We start from the raw sequence: 16,281 nt of genomic DNA, 5'->3' as shown, positions 1-16,281 counted from the left end.
GTGTGTGAATAGATCGCTGCTTGACTGACAAAACAGGTTAAAGCTGGAACGAAAGCCATGCGGGAAGCAGAGCATGATTTAGGCTGAGAAGTAACCACACAAACCAGTCAAATCAATGTCACCGACTTCCCGTCTTTATGATGCGTTGAATGATTTTCTGCGTCAATGCGACATTCAGTGGCAGGATGCTCGCCATCTGCAAACACTGTGCTGGATGATCATTGGCATGATTGGAAGCCAAAACGTTCATCTCAATGGATTTGGGGTGTATGTGAGGAGTCGCGCTCAAATGGCTCAATCCCACCAACGCCGGTTTCGCCGCTGGTTGTCGAATCGGCGGATCAATGTCGCGTCCGCTCATCATGCGCTGATTGGGCAGGCTCTGTCCAACTGGCAGACCCAACGACTCTACTTAAGCCTCGATACAACGGTCGTATGGAATTGTTTCTGCATCGTCTGGGTCGCAGTGGTGTACCGAGGAAGAACGGTTCCGGTCGCTTGGAAAGTGGTGGCGCAATCAAGCAGCACCGTCAGGTTGTGGACGATTCAACGGGTACTGCGGCAAGCGCAACGGCTGATGCCCGAGGGTGTCGCGATTGTCCTTTTGGCAGACCGAGGGTTTGCCGATGGCAAGTTGATGAAATACCTCCGGGAGAATCTGGGTTGGCATTTCCGCATCCGCATCAAACGCTCCTTCCAATTTCAGCACCAAGGGCAGTGGCGCCAGGTATCGTCGGTTCAATTGCAACCAGGACAAGCTTACTTTACGCCTGCAGTGTCGGTGGGTAGAACAAAGCCCTACGACAATGTTTACCTTGCCTTTGCCCACGACAAACTCAGCAGCGAGAATTGGACAATTGTGAGTGATGAGCCGACGAACTTGCAGACGTTTGCCCAATATCGACTGAGATTTCAGGTGGAGGAGTCGTTTTTGGATTTGAAGTCCAACGGGTTTAATCTCGAAGCCTCCAGACTCAGAGACAAGGTTGCCCTTTCCCAGTTGTGTGGGGTAATCGCCTTGACGATGCTGTTCTTAGTTCTCCAAGGGGTGCAAGTGGTCGCATCCGGCAAGCGTCGCCAAGTCGATGCTCACTGGAAGCGCGGCATGAGTTATCTCAAGCTGGGCTGGAATTGGATTCGGCTGGCTATCACTCACCAGTGGAAGATTCACGTTTATCAGTTCCTCTCCTGTTCACCTGACCCTCAACCTGCCATCGCATCAAGGCGACAACACGATGACTCCCTAAAGCGTGAATTCACTGTCCTCAGCCGTATTCCAGCTTCTTAGTTTTGTCAGTCAAGCAGGAATAGATCGTCCTTTTTAAGAGTATGCTATGACCCAGGCAGCTACCCTCACGCTTACGCTCCAGCCCGTTGCGGGTCGGCACGTCTTCGTTCCGCCGGAACCTGTGCTTCAGTTGCGGCGGGCGGCGCGGGCGGAGGGGGAGAGCCTTTCGCCGCGGTGGGTTAGTGACGATCGCCCCCTCCTTTCTCCCCGAGTTCCCGCAGCCGTTCCGCATCGACTCGGTGTGGCGGTGGGCGTGGCGATCGCCGCTACTGTGGGCACCAAGCTTTACCAGAGCCATACGCCGCTGCTGTATAAAAGCACGTTTGAATTGACCCCAGTGGCGCAGCGATCGCAGACTATCGGCACAGCCACAGCCACGACTGACATTCGTCCAGAGGTGGATCAGGCGACGCTGATTCAGGTGTTTCGGAGTCATCAGGTGTTGCTGCCTGCGGTGCGCGACTTGCGGGCGCATAACATCAATCTGAGTCCGGCAGCGCTGGCGCAAAATCTGGAAATTGTGCCGCTAGCGGATGGGCGACTGGAAGTGCGATACCGCCATCGCAGTGAGCGTGTGGCGCAGATGGTATCGCGGCAGCTTGCCCAAACCTATGTGGACTATGGCGATCGCTGTCGGCTGGATGCGTGCTACGCGCTGGATCAGGCAAAGGCAGATTTGACCGAGGCGACCGGGCAGGTGGCGCGGCTGGAGCAAGCGATCGCCCAGTTCCGGGCCCGCCCCGATGCCCAGAACCTCCGCCATCGCGCCGACACCCTCACCCGCCGCACCGCAGAATTCACCCGCTACCTGACGCAGACTGAGCAGGAGCTAAAGCTGGCGCAAGAGCGATATCAGACACTTCAGACCCAGCTTCCTATCGCCAGCGCCCAAAGCATTTTGCAGCAGCAGGCAGACTATCCAGCATTGCTGCAAGACCTGCACCAGACCGAGGGACACATTGCTACGCAGCTTGCCCAGGCGCAGCCCGATAGCCAAACCCTATCTGCCCTTTACCAGCGCCACCAGATGCTCAGCAGGCAACTGAATCAACAAGTGGCGATCGCCCTCAACCAGTTCCTCCTGACGCAATTTCCAGACCTAGCCGCCGACTCAGAAACACTGCCGCCCGCGCTCTCGCAAATTGAACAAGCGTTTGGACTGGCGCATCAGGTGAACCTGCTCAGCGCTCGTCAGCGGGCGATCGCCCCCATCCACCAAGCCATGCAAGCCGACAAGGTGAGGCTAGCAGAGCTACTGCAATATCAGTCCAAGCTGGAAACCCAACTGGCGGTGCAGCGGCGAATCTTGCAAGAGAGCCAGCAGCAGCACGCCCGCCTCCAGCAGGAAATTTCTGAGCGTCGAATCGTATGGCGTGTAGCAGGTGCTTAAGCGTCACTTTCGAGCTTGACTCGAAAGCATAGAGTTGAGTGAGCATGACGCTGTACGCCTGCACATGGCAGCAAAGCACCAGATTTAAGCACTTGCGATGAACTTGCTAGATTTTGGATGTTTTTCCTCTGGCGGTATTCCCTTTAGTTTGGACTAATGGTGAAGAGGAAGGCAGTCAATGAGAAGCACCGACTGCCGTAAGGTCAATGAAGTACAACCAACATTGACCCCATGATTTTCAACGAACTTCAGCAATTTCGCCAAACGTTGTATGCCAGCTTGGGAAACGCCAGAGATGCCCTGTTTGATCTGATGGATGCCGTGTTAGTGAGTGCGTGCATCGTGTCGTTTGTGAGGCTATCGCAGAGTCCTGTCTTTCGTCGCCAGTGGTCGAGCACCTATGAAGCGTTGCGCGATAGCCGCCTACCCCGATCAAAGGTGCTGAAGCTGTTGGTGCAGCAGATACCGACTCAGCAGCAACCGTTGTTGGCAGGTGATGCGAGTCGGTGGAACCGTCCTGCTGCCAGGCGTTTGAAAGACCGCACCTTATCAGGCAGAACAGGACATGCCCCGATAGCCGGACAAAACTACAGTACCTTAGCCTGGATTGCTGAAGACAGGGGCAGTTGGGCATTACCATTGCGGCATGAGCGCATCACCAGCTTTGAAACACCCGCCAGTAAAGCGGCATTCCAACTCAAACAAGTGACTCGGCAGTTAGCGGTGCGTCCGTTGGCGATCTACGACCGAGGGTACGGCAATGCCAGTTTTGTCAACCAAACGGCAGGGATTGAGGCAGACTTGCTGCTGCGGGTTACATCCAATCGAAGTGTCTATGGCGCGCCCCCAGCGTATCGAGGGCGAGGCGCACCTGCCAAGCATGGACATAAGATGAAACTCAATGACCCTGACACTTGGAGTGTCCCGGTCGAAACCGTTGAAGTCGATGATCCCAACTGGGGACGAGTGCGGGTCAGTCGTTGGAGTGCATACCATTTCCGCAAATCCCCCAAACGGGCAATGGAAGTGTTGCGCGTGGAGGTGCTGGAGACACAGAGCAGCACGCGACGCTTGGCTCCTTTGTGGTTAGTTTGGCTGGGTGAGCAGATGCCTCCGTTAGAAACCCTGTGGTTGCACTACCTCTGTCGCTTTGCCATTGAACACTGGTATCGCTTTGCCAAGCAGAGGCTATATTGGACACATCCCCAGTTCAGTTCTGTATCGGCAACCGAACAGTGGAGCAGCCTGATGCCGTTGCTCAGTTGGCAGTTGTGGTTAGCGCGAAAGGACTGTACTGACCACCCCTTGCCCTGGCAGGCACCGCAAGAAACGTTGACTCCGGGTCGGGTCGCACAAGCGTTTGCAGGCATTTTGGCAGCGATTGGCACCCCTGCTCCTGCGCCTAAACCTCGTGGTAAATCGCCAGGACGAGGCAAGGGGCACAAGCCAACTCCTCGTCCCTGCTATCCGATGGTCAAAAAACGAGCCTCGAAACGCAAGACATCCGAACAATCCCTGAACAGTCCGGTTGCAACAGCAGCTTAACTGCGAGCAGGATTGTATCCAATTCCTTAAGTTCAACTGTTATGAACGGTTGAGCAGATTCTTTATGGCATCCTGTTGAGCATTATTGTGATGCCAGTTAGTCCAAACTAAAGCTTCCGGTTGGGTAAGCGATTCGCCCCCCAATTGCAGAGGCTGGGTTCTTCGAGATCTGGGTCAAGCCGAACACTCCCAGCCGCTTCCGGGTCAGCCGCAGAAGTTGGGTAGCGATATAGCAATTTCTAGCCTAGTGAGGCGTATTTTGATATAATCTATTCAGTGAATTTACTTTACCCTTAACTCAAATGCGACCCTACTCACTAGATCTTAGACAAAAAATTATTGATGTCTACATTGAAGGGAATACGTCGCAACGTCAAATCGCTCAACAATTTCGAGTTGCTTACAGTTTCGTGCGAAAGCTGATCAAACAATATCGGGAAACAGGTGAGATTGCCCCCAAACGCCGCACTGAGCAAACGCCAACCAAATTAAGTAATGAGCAACTAGAGATCCTAAAAACGATTGCTGAATCAAATCATGACGCGACATTGGCAGAGTTGTGTGACTTGCTGGAACAAAGGGTCGGTGTTCGGATTGGCGTTTCGACGATGTTTCGTATGTTAGAGAAACTGAACTTAACCCTTAAAAAAAACGCTGTATCCCGACAAAAAGGAAACTGAACGGGTGCAAATCGAACGAGTCAAATTTTGGCAACTGGTTCGAGGATTCCTGGCTCAAGACTTAATCTTTATTGACGAATCAGGAGTGAACCTGGCTTTGACTCGACTCCGGGCACGTGCCCCGAAAGGAAAACGAGCCCATGGCAAGCGTCCCAGCAAACGAGGGAAACGGGTCTCGATTCTTGGTGCAATTAGCCTTAAAAAGGTAATTACCTATTCCAATCTCATCGGTTCAGTCGATGGACTTACCTTTGAAGCCTTCATTTCCCAGAGACTCGTTCCTAAGTTGTGGAAAGGGGCATGTGTCATCATGGATAACTGCTCGATTCATCTTGGTGAAGAAGTTAGGAGGTTGATTGAGGATGCAGGTGCTAAACTGATGTTTCTACCGCCGTACTCGCCGGACTTTTCACCCATCGAGAATTGCTTTTCAAAGATTAAGAGTATTCTGCGCTCCCTTGGGGCACGGAGCTATCTTGATCTAGACAAAGCCATTGAGGAGTCCTTCTCCCAAGTGTCATTGAATGACCTACAGAATTGGTTCTCCCATTGCTGTTACTATGCCTCGCCAGAATGAAAAACGCTATAGACTTCGGTCAGTGTGCAACGTCCCAAAAGGTATCCGAGGGGCGATCGCCCAAAGGGGTCGGTGCTGCCAGATGAGGGCGATCGCCGAAAGGTACGGGTACAAGGAGATGAAGGGCGATTGCCCGGACTCATCCCACACTCAGGTTTCCTGCCGTCGTGCGTAGGCCGTCATCGGCTCCTTGATGAAGCGGATGTAGAGATGGCGGAAGGTGGACTTGATCACGCGGGGCATTCCGAAGTCAATCGGCATGAGGCGATCGGAGAGTTTCCAGTTTTCGATTCGCAGGTCGGCGGGTTGGCAAAGCGGAAAATTGATTTGCTGTAGCGACGGACATAGCCCCATCCGCTGGGAGGCGGCAACCGTGGGCACTTGGTCTGGATTGACCTGGAGGATATCGACGAGAGCGCGATCGCACGCAAAGACATCTGCCGACGCAGCCAGCACGCCCAGCATCCTCGGTTCGCCGCCGCTGGGGCCGTTGCCTTCGTGGCCAATGATGCCGTCGGCAATGGTGAGGTTGGGGGCGATCGCCCGCGCAGTTTCGACCAGCATTTCCCCAAAGCGGCGGCTGTCTTTGCCTGCCTCCATGTGCCACCAGGCTTTCATTTTGCCAGGGACGCAGCCAAATAAATTCTTCACACCCAGCGTCAGCGTCAGTTGCATGTGTGACTTCACCTTGGGCAAATTGATCACCACATCTGCTTCCATTGCCTCTTTGCACAGCAGCAGGTGGTTGAAATTCTCGCTCACGGTTTCGTAGCGGCGGCCGTTCCATTCCACAATCGGCAAATTTAGCTCGTCGATTAGCGGCTGATAGCCATTGGCGATCGCCACCCCCCGCGCACTGCCAAAGGCGGGACTGTCGCCCAAAAACGGCTTGCCGCCTGCTTCTTGCACCAGTTGCGCGACAACGTAGACCAGTTCCCAGCGCGTTACGCATTCCTTTTTCGGTCGTGCCCCCGTCAGCAGGTTTGGCTTGAGCAAGACGCGATCGCCCGGTTTCACGAACGCCCCCATGCCGCCCAGGGGTTCCAGCAGGGTTTGCAGGGCTTGGCGCAGCGATTCATGTTCGTAGCTGGTGGCCTGCAGCAGGCTGACTGTAGACATAACGCAAGACCTAACGCAAGGTTGAAAAACTATCTTGATTTTGCACCATCTCGCCCAAACGAGTAGCCGCTCACCCGTCCCACCGGAAATAATGGAGAAGACCCACTCTATCCCTCGTCGCCCCATGCCCTACCGCCGTCTTCTGGCGATCGCCCTCGCCTGCCTGCTCTGGTTCTGCGGAATTTCTCCCACCCGCGCTCAGGATCTTGCGCCCGTGCTAACGCTCGACCCGCCGCCGCCCAATACGGAATTTTACGAATATCGCGTGCTGCACAATCCCGACGGCATTGGCAAATTTTACATGGGGCGAGAAATCGCGCAGGTGATGGGGCATCAGGGGGCGGCGTGGCTGGAGCGGCCGGGGCGATCGATCCAAGAGCAGCCCGACAAAGTGCTGCCCGCCCTCAACCTAAAGCCAACCGATGTGGTTGCCGACATTGGCGCAGGCACGGGCTATTTCAGCTTTCGCCTGAGTCCCCTAGTGCCCCAAGGCAAGGTGCTGGCAGTAGACATCCAGCCAGAGATGATCGATATTCTTGAATTCTTTAAGCAGGAGGCCGCAGAAGCGGGCACACCTGCCGACAACGTGGAACCCGTGCTGGGCGAGCCGGATAATCCCCAGCTTGCGCCAGACAGCATCGACCTGGCGCTGATGGTCGATGCTTACCACGAGTTTGAATATCCCCGCGAGATGATGGAAGCCATTTTCAAGGCGCTGAAACCGGGCGGCCGCGTGGCGCTGGTGGAATATCGCGGCGAAAATCCCTTCATCTCTATCAAAGGGCTACATAAAATGACCCAGCGCCAGGTAAAGCAGGAAATGCAAGCGGTGGGGTTGGTCTGGCGAGAAACCAAGGGCTTTTTGCCGCAGCAGCACCTTATGATCTTTCAAAAACCTGCATAATGCACTGGCACATCCGCGATTTGCAGCCCGATGAACCCGACACGATTCAGCAATTGGCAGCAATGCTGGTGGATGTCTTTGGCCAGATGGAGCATGGCTGGCGCGATATGCCGTCTGCGGTGGCAGAGGTGGAGGAATCGCTAGAGGGCGATCGCCTCAGCCGGATTGCCGTATTGCCGACGGGTGAAGTGATTGGCTGGATTGGGGCGATCGCCCAGTATGGCGGTTCTGCTTGGGAGCTACATCCGCTAGTGGTGCAGCGCAACTGGCGCGGGCGGGGTGTCGGGCGATCGCTCGTACAAGACCTAGAACAACAAGCCGCGGCGCAGGGTGTCCACACCCTGTATCTGGGCACAGACGATGAACTGGGTCAAACCAGCCTGTTTGGGGTTGACCTCTACTCTGACCCATTTCAGCACATCGCCCAAATTCGCAATCCCGGCAACCACCCCTACGAGTTCTATCAAAAGATGGGCTTTCAGATTGTCGGTGTGCTGCCCGATGTCAACGGGCCCGGCAAGCCCGACATCCTCATGGCAAAACGGCTAGTGCAGGATTTCCTGACCTGAAGTCGTACCTACTCAATGCCTGTGAGAATGCTCACCGTGGGAAGGCTGGTGGGAATGGTTATGCGTATGTCCGTGGGCATAACGATGCTCAGGCGGGTGAGCATGTCCAGAATCATGCGAGTGGGAATGTCCGTGGGAATGCCCGTGGGAATGCCTGTGGGAATGTCCGTGAGAATGTCCGTGGGAATGTCCTTGGGAATGCTCGTGGTGATAGTGATCTGCATAGGACTGGGCCAGGGCGATCGCCAGCGATGGATTCACCGCCAGCGCCTCTGCCTCCAGCAAGTCAGCAATCTGCCCATCAGCCCAGTCTGCTGCCATTTGCAGAAAGTCAGGGTGGTCATTGACGCAGGGCATCTGCACGCAGGTCACTTCGGGATGGCGGCGACGCAGCCCGTGGATGATGTGATCCACATCCAGCAAGGTTTCGTGGTTTTCGGTGGCAAAGCCAATGGGCATGAACACCAGCGCCGTTGCGCCCAAGTCGATTAGGTTTCTGGCAGCCAGTTCGGCATTGGGCTGGGTCCACTCGATTAGCGGTGTTTGGTGATTCAGCCAGCCCACGGAAATCAGCGGATAGCGGTGAATCAGCTTTTCGCGCACCCGCTCATAGAGCGCCTGACTTTCGTCAATGCCGGAGGTAAAGCCCTTGGCCTTGTGAGGGCAGCCGTGATTCATCAGCACAATGCCCGTCTGTGACGGCAGGTGCGCCACCGCTAGGTCAGCGTGAATCTTGTCTTCGACCAGCCGCGCCATCAGGTCGATGTATTCTGGCTCGTTGTAGAAGGAGGGAATGTAGCGCGTGCCTTTGAGCCAATGCTCGGAGCCAACAAAGGTTTTCGCCAGGGCTTTGTTAACCTGCTCCACTGCAATGCCACTGGTAAAGATTGAGTCCACCACCAGTAGTGGATAAATTAGCAGCTTGTCGAATCCCTCTGCCTGGATTTGCGCCAGCACTTGCTCCGGTAAAAACGGGGCGCAAAAGTTGAACGCCTTGAAGACCTTGATGCGATCGCCCCATTTTTCCTTCAGCCGCGCCTCGATACCCGCCCGCTGCTGCTCAAAGATGGCGTTGTGCGGCGAGATAAAGTGATCGTGCTGATGCTGCCACTCGTGTAGGTCAAACACGGCCAGCAGCTTGGCCAGCGGCGGATAGATCCATGTGGGAACGGGGGCAAATTTTGCCGTCAGCAGGTTCAGCGCCTGCTCGTTGTAATTGGCGAAGTCTTCGTAGCTCTCGACCTCGCCGTAGCCCATCAGCAACACCGCCACTCGGCTGGACGGGGCCACGCCGGGGGAAAGCTCGGTGGGAGTTTGCTCAAGTCGTTCGGGAGTAGCAACCACGCGATACACCTACCAGTTAACGTATGGGGGCAATGTGATAAGGAATACAGGGATACATTGAAGCGGTTCCCAGCATCCTCCATAGCCTAGCATCCCCCTACCGGGTATGGGCATTTTTTTCCCGCAATCTCTAACATTTTACCGCTGCGACGATCAGCGTTGCTGAATAGCGACAGGATTTACGCACTTGCAACAGGATTTCTGGATTTTGGACAATTTCTCGCGGTCGCAGATCGCGAGAAATTGTCCAACTGCGTAAGTTCTAAGCTGAATAGCTAAATATGAATTAGGACTGACCCCAAACTGCCCTCACCCGAACGCCCTCTCCCGGACGGTATTGCCGAACCATTTACGGCTCCACCCGAAAGAAAAATGCAGATTCGCTACTCAAAAAGCCCTTAATCTCTATCCGAACGTCAACACCCCAGGCGACCCAGTGCCGCCCATAGCCAGTCTTCTCCTCGATTGTGGGAACCGCGTCGGGTGGCAGGCAAAACTGCCAGGTGTGTTCAACCTGCATCAGCCCAGAGGGCAGGTCTTTGTCAGGTAGATTTTCGATCCAGAAGGGTGAAGCGCGATAAGTTGATGTCTCATCGGTAGTATCTTTCTGCACGTCCAGTCCAAAGGCCATTGCCGAAACTTTGCCGGGGTTGCTGCCCGACGGGGTTTTGAAGCGGCGAGAAAATGTCACGGTTACCCAATCGCCGGGATGGAGGGGATAGGGCGAAACCCGAAGCTCAGCGGGTTCTGCCCGCCGGGTCGCCTGAAGCTGAAGAATCATGCGCCGAATTATCCCAATGCCGCCCAGCAGGGCGATCGGCCCCAAGACGAAAAACAATCCCCGCAGCAACAAGCCAGTCCATCCGGGTCTAGTTCCCGTGATCGCCTGCCCCAGCATCCCCAGCCCAATCAGCATCACAAGCCCACCGACGAGGGCTTGCACGGTAGGTTTGATCCCTACCCGCGTGCCCAGCGGGTCAAGCAGGACGGTTTCGCCATTGCGCTGCTCCAGGCAAATCCCGTGTCGGTCGAGCTGGTCTGCCAAATACAGCGATCGCCCTGAGCCAAACCTGGCAAGTCGTTCATCGGTCATGCTTTTCCCTCCACAATCACTACGCTTCCAAGCTAGCCTTGCTGGGATCTGAGCGGCAAATTTTTGCGACGGAGGCATTAACCCCAGAGGCGGCGACGCGGCGATCCGCCCAGGCGGCGATGGGCATCGCGCAGCAGAGTGGGAATGTCTAGTGCTTCGGGACATCGCGGCAGGCAGTCGCCACAGTCGGTGCAGCGATCGCCCCGGCGACCAGGAAACCAGTGTCCCGCGTTTTCAAACATACCGTAGCGGTAGGTGCCGTATTGGGTCATGTCGTAGGCCACTGCCAGGTTTCTCAGCCGCAGCACTTCGGGAATATGGATGTCTTCGGGGCAGGGCAGGCAGGCATAGCACTGGTTGCATTGGTCGGTTCCCAAGACGGCAGATTGGTGCGATCGCAGCCGTTCCAAAATCTCTACCTCTGTGTCTGTGAGCGGGTGCGTTTGGTCTGCCATTTCCAGGGGCCAATCCAGTTCCTCTGGTCTGGCTGCGCCCAGGCTGAGGGTGGTGATGCGCGGGTCGCTGAGTAGCCAGCGATAGCCCAGGTGCAGCGGCGATTGGGGGTGGCATAGCGTGTCCAATCGTTCTGGCGGCGTGTAGAGCAGGCCGCCTTTGTCCGCTGGGGAAATGATGAACACACCCATGTCCTTTTGGTGCGCCAGTTCAACTGCGGCTGCGTTGCGCTGGAACAACCAGTTGTAGTGCAAGTTCACAAACTGGAACTGGTCGGTGGCGATCGCCCCCAAAATCACATCCAGCGGCCCATGCGTCGAAAAGCCCACCCACCGCACACGCCCATCGGCGATCGCCGCCCGCACCGCCGCCATGCAGCCCCTTTCCACCGTCAACATTGCCAGATGTTCTGCCGTATTCACCCCATGAATCGCCAAGCAGTCTATATAGTCCAGCCCTAGCCGCGCCAGCGATTCGTCAATGCCCCGCGCCATTGCATCAGCATCGATGGTGGGTGGCAGCTTTGTGGTGATGATCAGATCTTCCCGCTTTGCCCGCTCTTCCCGCCGCAGCCCCGCCAGCGCCTTGCCCAGAAAGATTTCGCTGTTGCCATAGCCCCGCGCCGTTTCGATGTGGTTGATGCCGAGGGCGATCGCCCGCTCCACCGTCTGCCGCGCCGTTTCTGCCGAGGCCAGATAGCGCATCGTCCCCAGCGAGAAGACAGACAGATGCAGATGGGTTTTCCCAAAGCGGCGATAGTGCATGGCTGCGAGTTACGCTTGCGAGTCGCCCTCATGCAGGAGCCAGTCTACTGTCTTCACTACCAGCCGCGCCGAACCGAGGAAAAACGCTGTATTGAGCGTGTCGGGGGTGTCGCTGGGCTGGTGATAGTGGGGATTGCGGAAGTTGGCGGTGTCGGTGAGCAGCACTGCGCTGATGCCCGCTTTCCAGAAGGGGGTGTGGTCGCTGCGGAGGAGGTCGGGAGTGAGGTCGCCCAGCAGCGGCACGGCCAGGCTGAGGACGGGGGGGACGGCGGCAGACGGGGTATCGGCAATCTGGTGAAACGCCTGGATGAGCGGGGGGCGATGCCCGTAGGGATTGTGTTGCAAATCGCCAAGCACCGCCAGAAAATTGCCCCGATCCGTCGGTGGGGCGATCGGCAGCATCGCCGGATAGGACTGGCAGCCCGCCACGTCGCAGCCATAGCCGATCATGTCCATCACCACCGCGCCCCGCACCCCCTGCCGCCGCGCCGCCTCCGCCACAAACGCCTCGCTGCCCTCCAGCCCCGCCTCTTCCCGGTCAAACAGCACCAGTTCCAGGCGGGCGGGCGCGTCCTGCGGGTCGAGCAGCCGGGCCGCTTCCAGCACGGTTGCTACAGCCGTCGCATTGTCGTCGGCTCCGGGGGAATTCTTTACCGTGTCGTAGTGGGCCGCCAGCAGCAGTTTGGGACGATCCGGCGGCGCGTCTGGGCGGGTGGCGATCAGGTTCTCTCCAGCGATTTCGCCTGCGCCGAAGGGCTGACGCGCTACCTGCCAGCCCGCTGCGGTCAGCGATCGCTCGATATATTCTGCTGCTCGCTGGCGATCGCCCGCTTCGTATCGCACAAAGCTGAGCGCCTGCACATCTCTCAAGAGCCGTTCGGGGTTGATGTCAGGCGTAGACAGGGCTGGTCGCAAAGCGATGGGCTGTGGGCGGGAGTGCGATTCCCCCAGAAACCCCGCTGGCAGCAGCCCCGCTACTAGCCCTACCAGCAGCGCGATCGCCAGCCACAGCCCCACCCAACGCCGTCGAATTCGCATGGTGAACGGTTCAGCGTTTTGCAAAATGAATCCCCAATCATCCTAGCGCCATTGCCGGGCCTTGGGAAATCGCGGCAGTCTTGGGCAAAACCCGCAGAATTCCTGGCCCGATTGCGGGCGATCGCTGCCATGATGGAGCAGAGCGTTTCGCAACTCCGCGCCACCCTATCATGAGAGACCGCATCGAACAGCTTGTAGAAAATTTGGGACGCACCATCGTCGGCAAATCGGAGGCGATTCGGCTGGTGCTGGTGGCGCTGTTTTCGGGCGGCCACGCGCTGCTGGAGGACGTGCCGGGGGTGGGCAAAACGCTGCTAGCCAAGTCCCTGGCGCGATCGATCGACGGCCAGTTTCAGCGGCTGCAATGCACGCCCGACCTGCTGCCGTCGGATGTCACCGGGACGAATATCTGGAATCCCCGCAGCGGCGAGTTTGTGTTTATGCCGGGGCCCGTGTTTGCCAACGTGGTGCTGGCCGACGAAATTAACCGCGCCACGCCCCGCACCCAGTCTGCTCTGCTAGAAGTGATGGAAGAACAGCAGGTGACGGTGGATGGCGTGTCGCGCCGCGTGCCCACGCCCTTCTTTGTCATCGCCACGCAAAACCCGGTGGAATATCAGGGCACCTTCCCGCTGCCCGAAGCCCAGATGGATCGCTTTGCCCTCTCGCTGAGCCTGGGCTATCCGACGGAGCTAGAAGAATTGCAGATGTTGCAGCGGCTAGATGGTGGTAGTGTGCCCACCGAAGCGCTGCGCCCCTGCCTGTCGCTAGAGGAGGTGCAGGCGCTACGACAGAAGTGTGCGGCGGTGCATGTAGAGCCGCATTTACAGCAGTATATGCTGAGCTTGGTGCGGGCGACGCGGCAGGATGAGGAGATTTTGCTGGGCGTGAGTCCACGGGGGACGGTGGCGCTGCATCGGGCCGTGCAAGCGATCGCCTTTTTGGAAGGACGCGACTACGCCATCCCCGACGACGTGAAGTATCTGGCCCCGTTCGTGCTGGCTCATCGCCTGATTCCCGCAGGCGGACGCAAAGCACGGCTAATCGTCGATCGTCTGCTGCACACGGTGGCGATTCCGTAGCAGCGATAAGGGGAGGGTTGGAATGGTGGAGGGAGGAAGAAGGAGAAATGAAGAACGAAGAACGAAGAGGGAAGAGGGAAGAGGGAAGAGGGAAGAACGAAGAGGGAAGAGGGAAGAACGAAGAGGGAAGAGGGAAGAGGGAAGAGGGAAGGGGTTCTGGTTTTCGGTTTTCGATCTTTCCGTCCCTTTCGCCTGTCACCCAAATCACCCCGTCACCCAAATCTCCCTACCAGTGCGCCCAAGGGTGCCGATTCCGGCTAGATTGATGTTAAGGAATATTTTCTTTTTGGTTTTTCCGTTTCATCCTCTGAATCTGCACTGAAGGAGTCCGTTGTGCCGTACTACTACTCAAGCGCTCCGTATTTTTTGTTTGTGGCGGGGCTGTTGGCGGGGCTGGCATCGGGTGCGGCCTTTTCGGCAACCCTCAAGCAGCAAGTCAACGAATGGGACAAAAACCGCTCGACCCGCACGCTGGCAAATATGCAGGGGCCGCAGCTTTTGGTGCCGTTTTTAGGAATTTCCGGCGGCGTGTGCTTCTTTCTGGCGGCGGGGCTGGAAATTTTTGGGTTTCCCACCAAGTTGGCCTACGCGGTTGCCATTCCGCTGACGGTTCTGACTGGACTGCTGGTGTGGACTCAACTGGCACGACTGCTGGAGCAACTGGAGCGTGGCGGCTCTAAGGCGCTCGATCTGGACTCTTTTGGCTAAAGTGAAGGAGTGGCTAAAGATCGTATCTCGACCTCTACGCCAAACCTCTATTCCTTAACCCCTAAACATGGTCTACCTCTACTGGATTCTTGTTGCGGTGATGCTGGTGGGCGTGATCGGTTCCATTGCGCCTGCGATTCCGGGAATTGGGCTGATTGCGCTGGCGATCGCCGTTTGGGGACTTGTCAATGGATTTACCGGCCTGGGCATTCCCCTGACGGTGGCAGTGGTGTGCCTACTGGTGGGCACGGGGGTCGATTTTCTGGCCACCTACTTGGGCGCGAAAAAAGCTGGCGCTAGCAAGTGGGGGCAAATTGGTGCAGTGGTGGGGCTGCTGCTGGGCTTGTTTGGGCTGCTGCCTGCGCTCCCCTTTGGTGGCCCGTTTTTGGGGCTGATTATCGGGCCGATTGTGGGCGCAATTTTGGGTGAGCTTCTGTTTCGCAGAAACCTGAGGCTGGCGATTAAGGCCGGTTTGGGGATTGTGGTGGGGTCGCTGATTGGGCGGCTGATGCAGTTCATTCTGGCGATCGCCACCTTTGCGGTTTTCCTGTGGACGACGCTGCCCACTGTGACAGCAGTTCCGGGCGCTGCCTGATCTTGGCTATTGGTTAGAAGAGAGTCCTGATATTGGTTGGAAGAAATACAGCGTGTGCCTCTAGGGTTCGCGCCGCACTTCTTCGACTTGGCTGACGGACAGAATCAGCGTCATGGGTCGTCCCAACTCTCGGCTCACAAATTCTTCCAGCAGTTCCACCTGGCGCGGGGTGACAGGTTCTCGGCTCCTCACCGTCAGCCGTACCTCTGGCGGCTGAGTATACCAGTTGATGTCGCTATCGACCAATTGCACGCGCTGAAAGGTTTCTGTGCGCGTCAGCAGCGCCCGTTTTAGGGCGGTCTCAAGCTGGTTTTGCTGCACCATTTGCACAAAGCTGACCCCCAGCGGAATCAGCAACAGCCCGGTAAAGGTGAAGGCCCACAGCAAAGCTCTTTGCGCCTGTTCGATAGGCGTATAGCCCGCTAGCAAAAAGGTCAACATGCAGGACAGCGTAATCCCCAACAGGTTGGTGAGATAGAGCAGCGTCGCCCCCAGGCTGAGATGCCAGTCGCCCTGGGAGAGGCCTAGCCCAATCACGCAAACGGGCGGCATGAGTGCGACGGCGATCGCCGTTCCGGGCAGCGAGGCCGACACTTTGGGATTGATCTTGGCGTAGCCGCTCACCCCGCCAGCCGCCACGGCCACCCCCAGATCCAGCAGGTTGGGGCTGGAGCGGGCCAGCACCTCGCTGCCAAAGCTGGCAATGCCCACAACGCGCCCCAATAGCCAGGCGATCGCCATGGCCAGCAGCGTTCCCAGCAAAACCGACGCAGCCGCTCGCCGCACCAGCAGAATGTTCCCCTCCAGCGCCCCAAAGGCCAGCGCCCGAATTGGTGACATCAGGGGAGCGATAATCATTGCGCCGATGATCACAGCCGCGCTGTTGGACAGCAGCCCAAAGGTGGCGATCGCGCAGGATGTGACGACCAGCACCAAGTAGGGCGTATCCGCAACGGACTCGCTCAGCATGTCGCTGTGCAGGCGCTCCAGTTCCGAGAGGTTGATCCGCCCCCGCTGGAGCGTTTTCACCGTCTCCCAAAAGTTCGCCATGAATAGCGCTATCCGTCTTCGCCTCATCGTTCCTCCTCCCTGCTGAGCGATGCAAGCAGATGGTCATCCCCGTTCAGGAGAC

At 57.2% G+C, this 16,281-nt stretch carries 17 protein-coding genes; 10 read left to right on the top strand and 7 right to left on the bottom strand.

What is annotated here, in order from left to right:
* Positions 1 to 115: 115 nt before the first annotated feature.
* From HPC62_RS13310 to HPC62_RS13295, 4 genes are all read left to right on the top strand, one after another.
* On the top strand, positions 116 to 1,288 hold the full coding sequence (locus tag HPC62_RS13310) for a transposase (RefSeq protein WP_172353422.1): 1,173 nt from the start codon (positions 116 to 118) through the stop codon (positions 1,286 to 1,288).
* Positions 1,289 to 1,334: 46 nt separating this feature from the next.
* A complete protein-coding gene (locus HPC62_RS13305) occupies positions 1,335 to 2,678 on the top strand; it encodes a GumC domain-containing protein (RefSeq protein ID WP_172356419.1) in 1,344 nt (447 codons plus the stop codon).
* A gap of 231 nt (positions 2,679 to 2,909) precedes the next feature.
* The gene (locus HPC62_RS13300; RefSeq protein ID WP_172356418.1) at positions 2,910 to 4,223 is read left to right on the top strand and encodes an NF041680 family putative transposase; all 1,314 of its coding nucleotides are present in this window, start codon (positions 2,910 to 2,912) and stop codon (positions 4,221 to 4,223) included.
* Between the two features lie 302 nt (positions 4,224 to 4,525).
* A protein-coding gene (locus HPC62_RS13295) for an IS630 family transposase (RefSeq protein ID WP_205370770.1) occupies positions 4,526 to 5,480 on the top strand; the annotation gives its coding sequence in 2 pieces (ribosomal slippage) (positions 4,526 to 4,869 and positions 4,868 to 5,480; 957 coding nt in all).
* On the opposite strand, the gene HPC62_RS13290 is transcribed toward HPC62_RS13295, so the two are convergent.
* Both HPC62_RS13290 and HPC62_RS13285 read right to left on the bottom strand, forming a co-directional pair.
* Positions 5,462 to 5,623, bottom strand: coding sequence for a hypothetical protein (locus tag HPC62_RS13290; RefSeq protein WP_172356417.1), 162 nt, complete (start codon positions 5,621 to 5,623; stop codon positions 5,462 to 5,464). The two genes, HPC62_RS13295 and HPC62_RS13290, sit on opposite strands and share 19 nt — an antisense overlap.
* A gap of 7 nt (positions 5,624 to 5,630) precedes the next feature.
* A complete protein-coding gene (locus HPC62_RS13285; protein ID WP_172356416.1) occupies positions 5,631 to 6,599 on the bottom strand; it encodes a DUF362 domain-containing protein in 969 nt (322 codons plus the stop codon).
* A 91-nt stretch (positions 6,600 to 6,690) separates the two neighbouring features.
* Here HPC62_RS13285 and HPC62_RS13280 point away from each other — a divergent pair, with 91 nt between their 5' ends.
* Together HPC62_RS13280 and HPC62_RS13275 are read left to right on the top strand one after the other, a co-directional pair.
* On the top strand, positions 6,691 to 7,503 hold the full coding sequence (locus HPC62_RS13280) for a class I SAM-dependent methyltransferase (RefSeq protein WP_216655253.1): 813 nt from the start codon (positions 6,691 to 6,693) through the stop codon (positions 7,501 to 7,503).
* Entirely contained in the window at positions 7,503 to 8,072 is a 570-nt protein-coding gene (locus HPC62_RS13275) for a GNAT family N-acetyltransferase (protein WP_172356415.1), read from the top strand. Before HPC62_RS13280 ends, HPC62_RS13275 begins: the two co-directional genes overlap by 1 nt.
* Before the next feature lie 12 nt (positions 8,073 to 8,084).
* Here the strand turns inward: HPC62_RS13275 and HPC62_RS13270 are convergent, their stop codons facing one another.
* From HPC62_RS13270 to HPC62_RS13255, 4 genes are all read right to left on the bottom strand, one after another.
* Positions 8,085 to 9,416, bottom strand: a complete 1,332-nt coding sequence (locus HPC62_RS13270; RefSeq protein ID WP_172356414.1) for a ferrochelatase — start codon at positions 9,414 to 9,416, stop codon at positions 8,085 to 8,087.
* 349 nt (positions 9,417 to 9,765) lie between these two features.
* Positions 9,766 to 10,509, bottom strand: a complete 744-nt coding sequence (locus tag HPC62_RS13265; protein ID WP_172356412.1) for a hypothetical protein — start codon at positions 10,507 to 10,509, stop codon at positions 9,766 to 9,768.
* A gap of 77 nt (positions 10,510 to 10,586) precedes the next feature.
* Positions 10,587 to 11,726 carry an aldo/keto reductase gene (locus tag HPC62_RS13260; RefSeq protein ID WP_172356410.1) on the bottom strand — a complete coding sequence of 380 codons (1,140 nt, stop codon included), beginning with the start codon at positions 11,724 to 11,726 and terminating at the stop codon, positions 10,587 to 10,589.
* Between the two features lie 9 nt (positions 11,727 to 11,735).
* Positions 11,736 to 12,764: a M28 family peptidase gene (locus HPC62_RS13255; RefSeq protein ID WP_172356408.1), complete on the bottom strand. Its 1,029-nt coding sequence runs from the start codon at positions 12,762 to 12,764 to the stop codon at positions 11,736 to 11,738.
* A gap of 18 nt (positions 12,765 to 12,782) precedes the next feature.
* Here HPC62_RS13255 and HPC62_RS13250 point away from each other — a divergent pair, with 18 nt between their 5' ends.
* The 4 genes from HPC62_RS13250 (at position 12,783) to HPC62_RS13235 (ending at position 15,149) form a co-directional block, all read left to right on the top strand.
* Complete coding sequence (locus HPC62_RS13250) at positions 12,783 to 12,938, top strand: hypothetical protein (RefSeq protein WP_172356406.1); 156 nt, start codon at positions 12,783 to 12,785, stop codon at positions 12,936 to 12,938.
* The gene (locus tag HPC62_RS13245) at positions 12,935 to 13,846 is read left to right on the top strand and encodes an AAA family ATPase (RefSeq protein WP_172356404.1); all 912 of its coding nucleotides are present in this window, start codon (positions 12,935 to 12,937) and stop codon (positions 13,844 to 13,846) included. The genes HPC62_RS13250 and HPC62_RS13245 overlap by 4 nt, the downstream gene beginning before the upstream one ends.
* A gap of 333 nt (positions 13,847 to 14,179) precedes the next feature.
* Positions 14,180 to 14,554 (top strand): hypothetical protein, encoded by a 375-nt coding sequence (locus HPC62_RS13240; protein WP_172356402.1) that lies wholly within the window; start codon positions 14,180 to 14,182, stop codon positions 14,552 to 14,554.
* 67 nt (positions 14,555 to 14,621) lie between these two features.
* On the top strand, positions 14,622 to 15,149 hold the full coding sequence (locus tag HPC62_RS13235; protein WP_172356400.1) for a DUF456 domain-containing protein: 528 nt from the start codon (positions 14,622 to 14,624) through the stop codon (positions 15,147 to 15,149).
* Between the two features lie 60 nt (positions 15,150 to 15,209).
* On the opposite strand, the gene HPC62_RS13230 is transcribed toward HPC62_RS13235, so the two are convergent.
* The gene (locus tag HPC62_RS13230; RefSeq protein ID WP_228721621.1) at positions 15,210 to 16,226 is read right to left on the bottom strand and encodes a DUF389 domain-containing protein; all 1,017 of its coding nucleotides are present in this window, start codon (positions 16,224 to 16,226) and stop codon (positions 15,210 to 15,212) included.
* Positions 16,227 to 16,281: the final 55 nt, after the last annotated feature.

The sequence above is a fragment of the Thermoleptolyngbya sichuanensis A183 genome, assembly GCF_013177315.1.
Lineage (GTDB): Bacteria > Cyanobacteriota > Cyanobacteriia > Elainellales > Elainellaceae > Thermoleptolyngbya > Thermoleptolyngbya sichuanensis.
The sequence above is the reverse complement of the archived record's forward strand: the minus strand, read 5'-3'. Positions and strand labels throughout refer to the sequence as shown.

What these genes read in the sequence shown, in the direction of transcription:
- HPC62_RS13310 (WP_172353422.1), top strand. Translation starts at nt 116, where the DNA reads ATGTCACCGACTTCCCGTCTTTATGATGCGTTGAATGATTTTCTGCGT.
- HPC62_RS13305 (WP_172356419.1), top strand. Translation starts at nt 1,335, where the DNA reads ATGACCCAGGCAGCTACCCTCACGCTTACGCTCCAGCCCGTTGCGGGT.
- HPC62_RS13300 (WP_172356418.1), top strand. Translation starts at nt 2,910, where the DNA reads ATGATTTTCAACGAACTTCAGCAATTTCGCCAAACGTTGTATGCCAGC.
- HPC62_RS13290 (WP_172356417.1), bottom strand. Translation starts at nt 5,623, where the DNA reads ATGAGTCCGGGCAATCGCCCTTCATCTCCTTGTACCCGTACCTTTCGG.
- HPC62_RS13285 (WP_172356416.1), bottom strand. Translation starts at nt 6,599, where the DNA reads ATGTCTACAGTCAGCCTGCTGCAGGCCACCAGCTACGAACATGAATCG.
- HPC62_RS13280 (WP_216655253.1), top strand. Translation starts at nt 6,691, where the DNA reads ATGGAGAAGACCCACTCTATCCCTCGTCGCCCCATGCCCTACCGCCGT.
- HPC62_RS13275 (WP_172356415.1), top strand. Translation starts at nt 7,503, where the DNA reads ATGCACTGGCACATCCGCGATTTGCAGCCCGATGAACCCGACACGATT.
- HPC62_RS13265 (WP_172356412.1), bottom strand. Translation starts at nt 10,509, where the DNA reads ATGACCGATGAACGACTTGCCAGGTTTGGCTCAGGGCGATCGCTGTAT.
- HPC62_RS13260 (WP_172356410.1), bottom strand. Translation starts at nt 11,726, where the DNA reads ATGCACTATCGCCGCTTTGGGAAAACCCATCTGCATCTGTCTGTCTTC.
- HPC62_RS13255 (WP_172356408.1), bottom strand. Translation starts at nt 12,764, where the DNA reads ATGCGAATTCGACGGCGTTGGGTGGGGCTGTGGCTGGCGATCGCGCTG.
- HPC62_RS13245 (WP_172356404.1), top strand. Translation starts at nt 12,935, where the DNA reads ATGAGAGACCGCATCGAACAGCTTGTAGAAAATTTGGGACGCACCATC.
- HPC62_RS13235 (WP_172356400.1), top strand. Translation starts at nt 14,622, where the DNA reads ATGGTCTACCTCTACTGGATTCTTGTTGCGGTGATGCTGGTGGGCGTG.
- HPC62_RS13230 (WP_228721621.1), bottom strand. Translation starts at nt 16,226, where the DNA reads ATGAGGCGAAGACGGATAGCGCTATTCATGGCGAACTTTTGGGAGACG.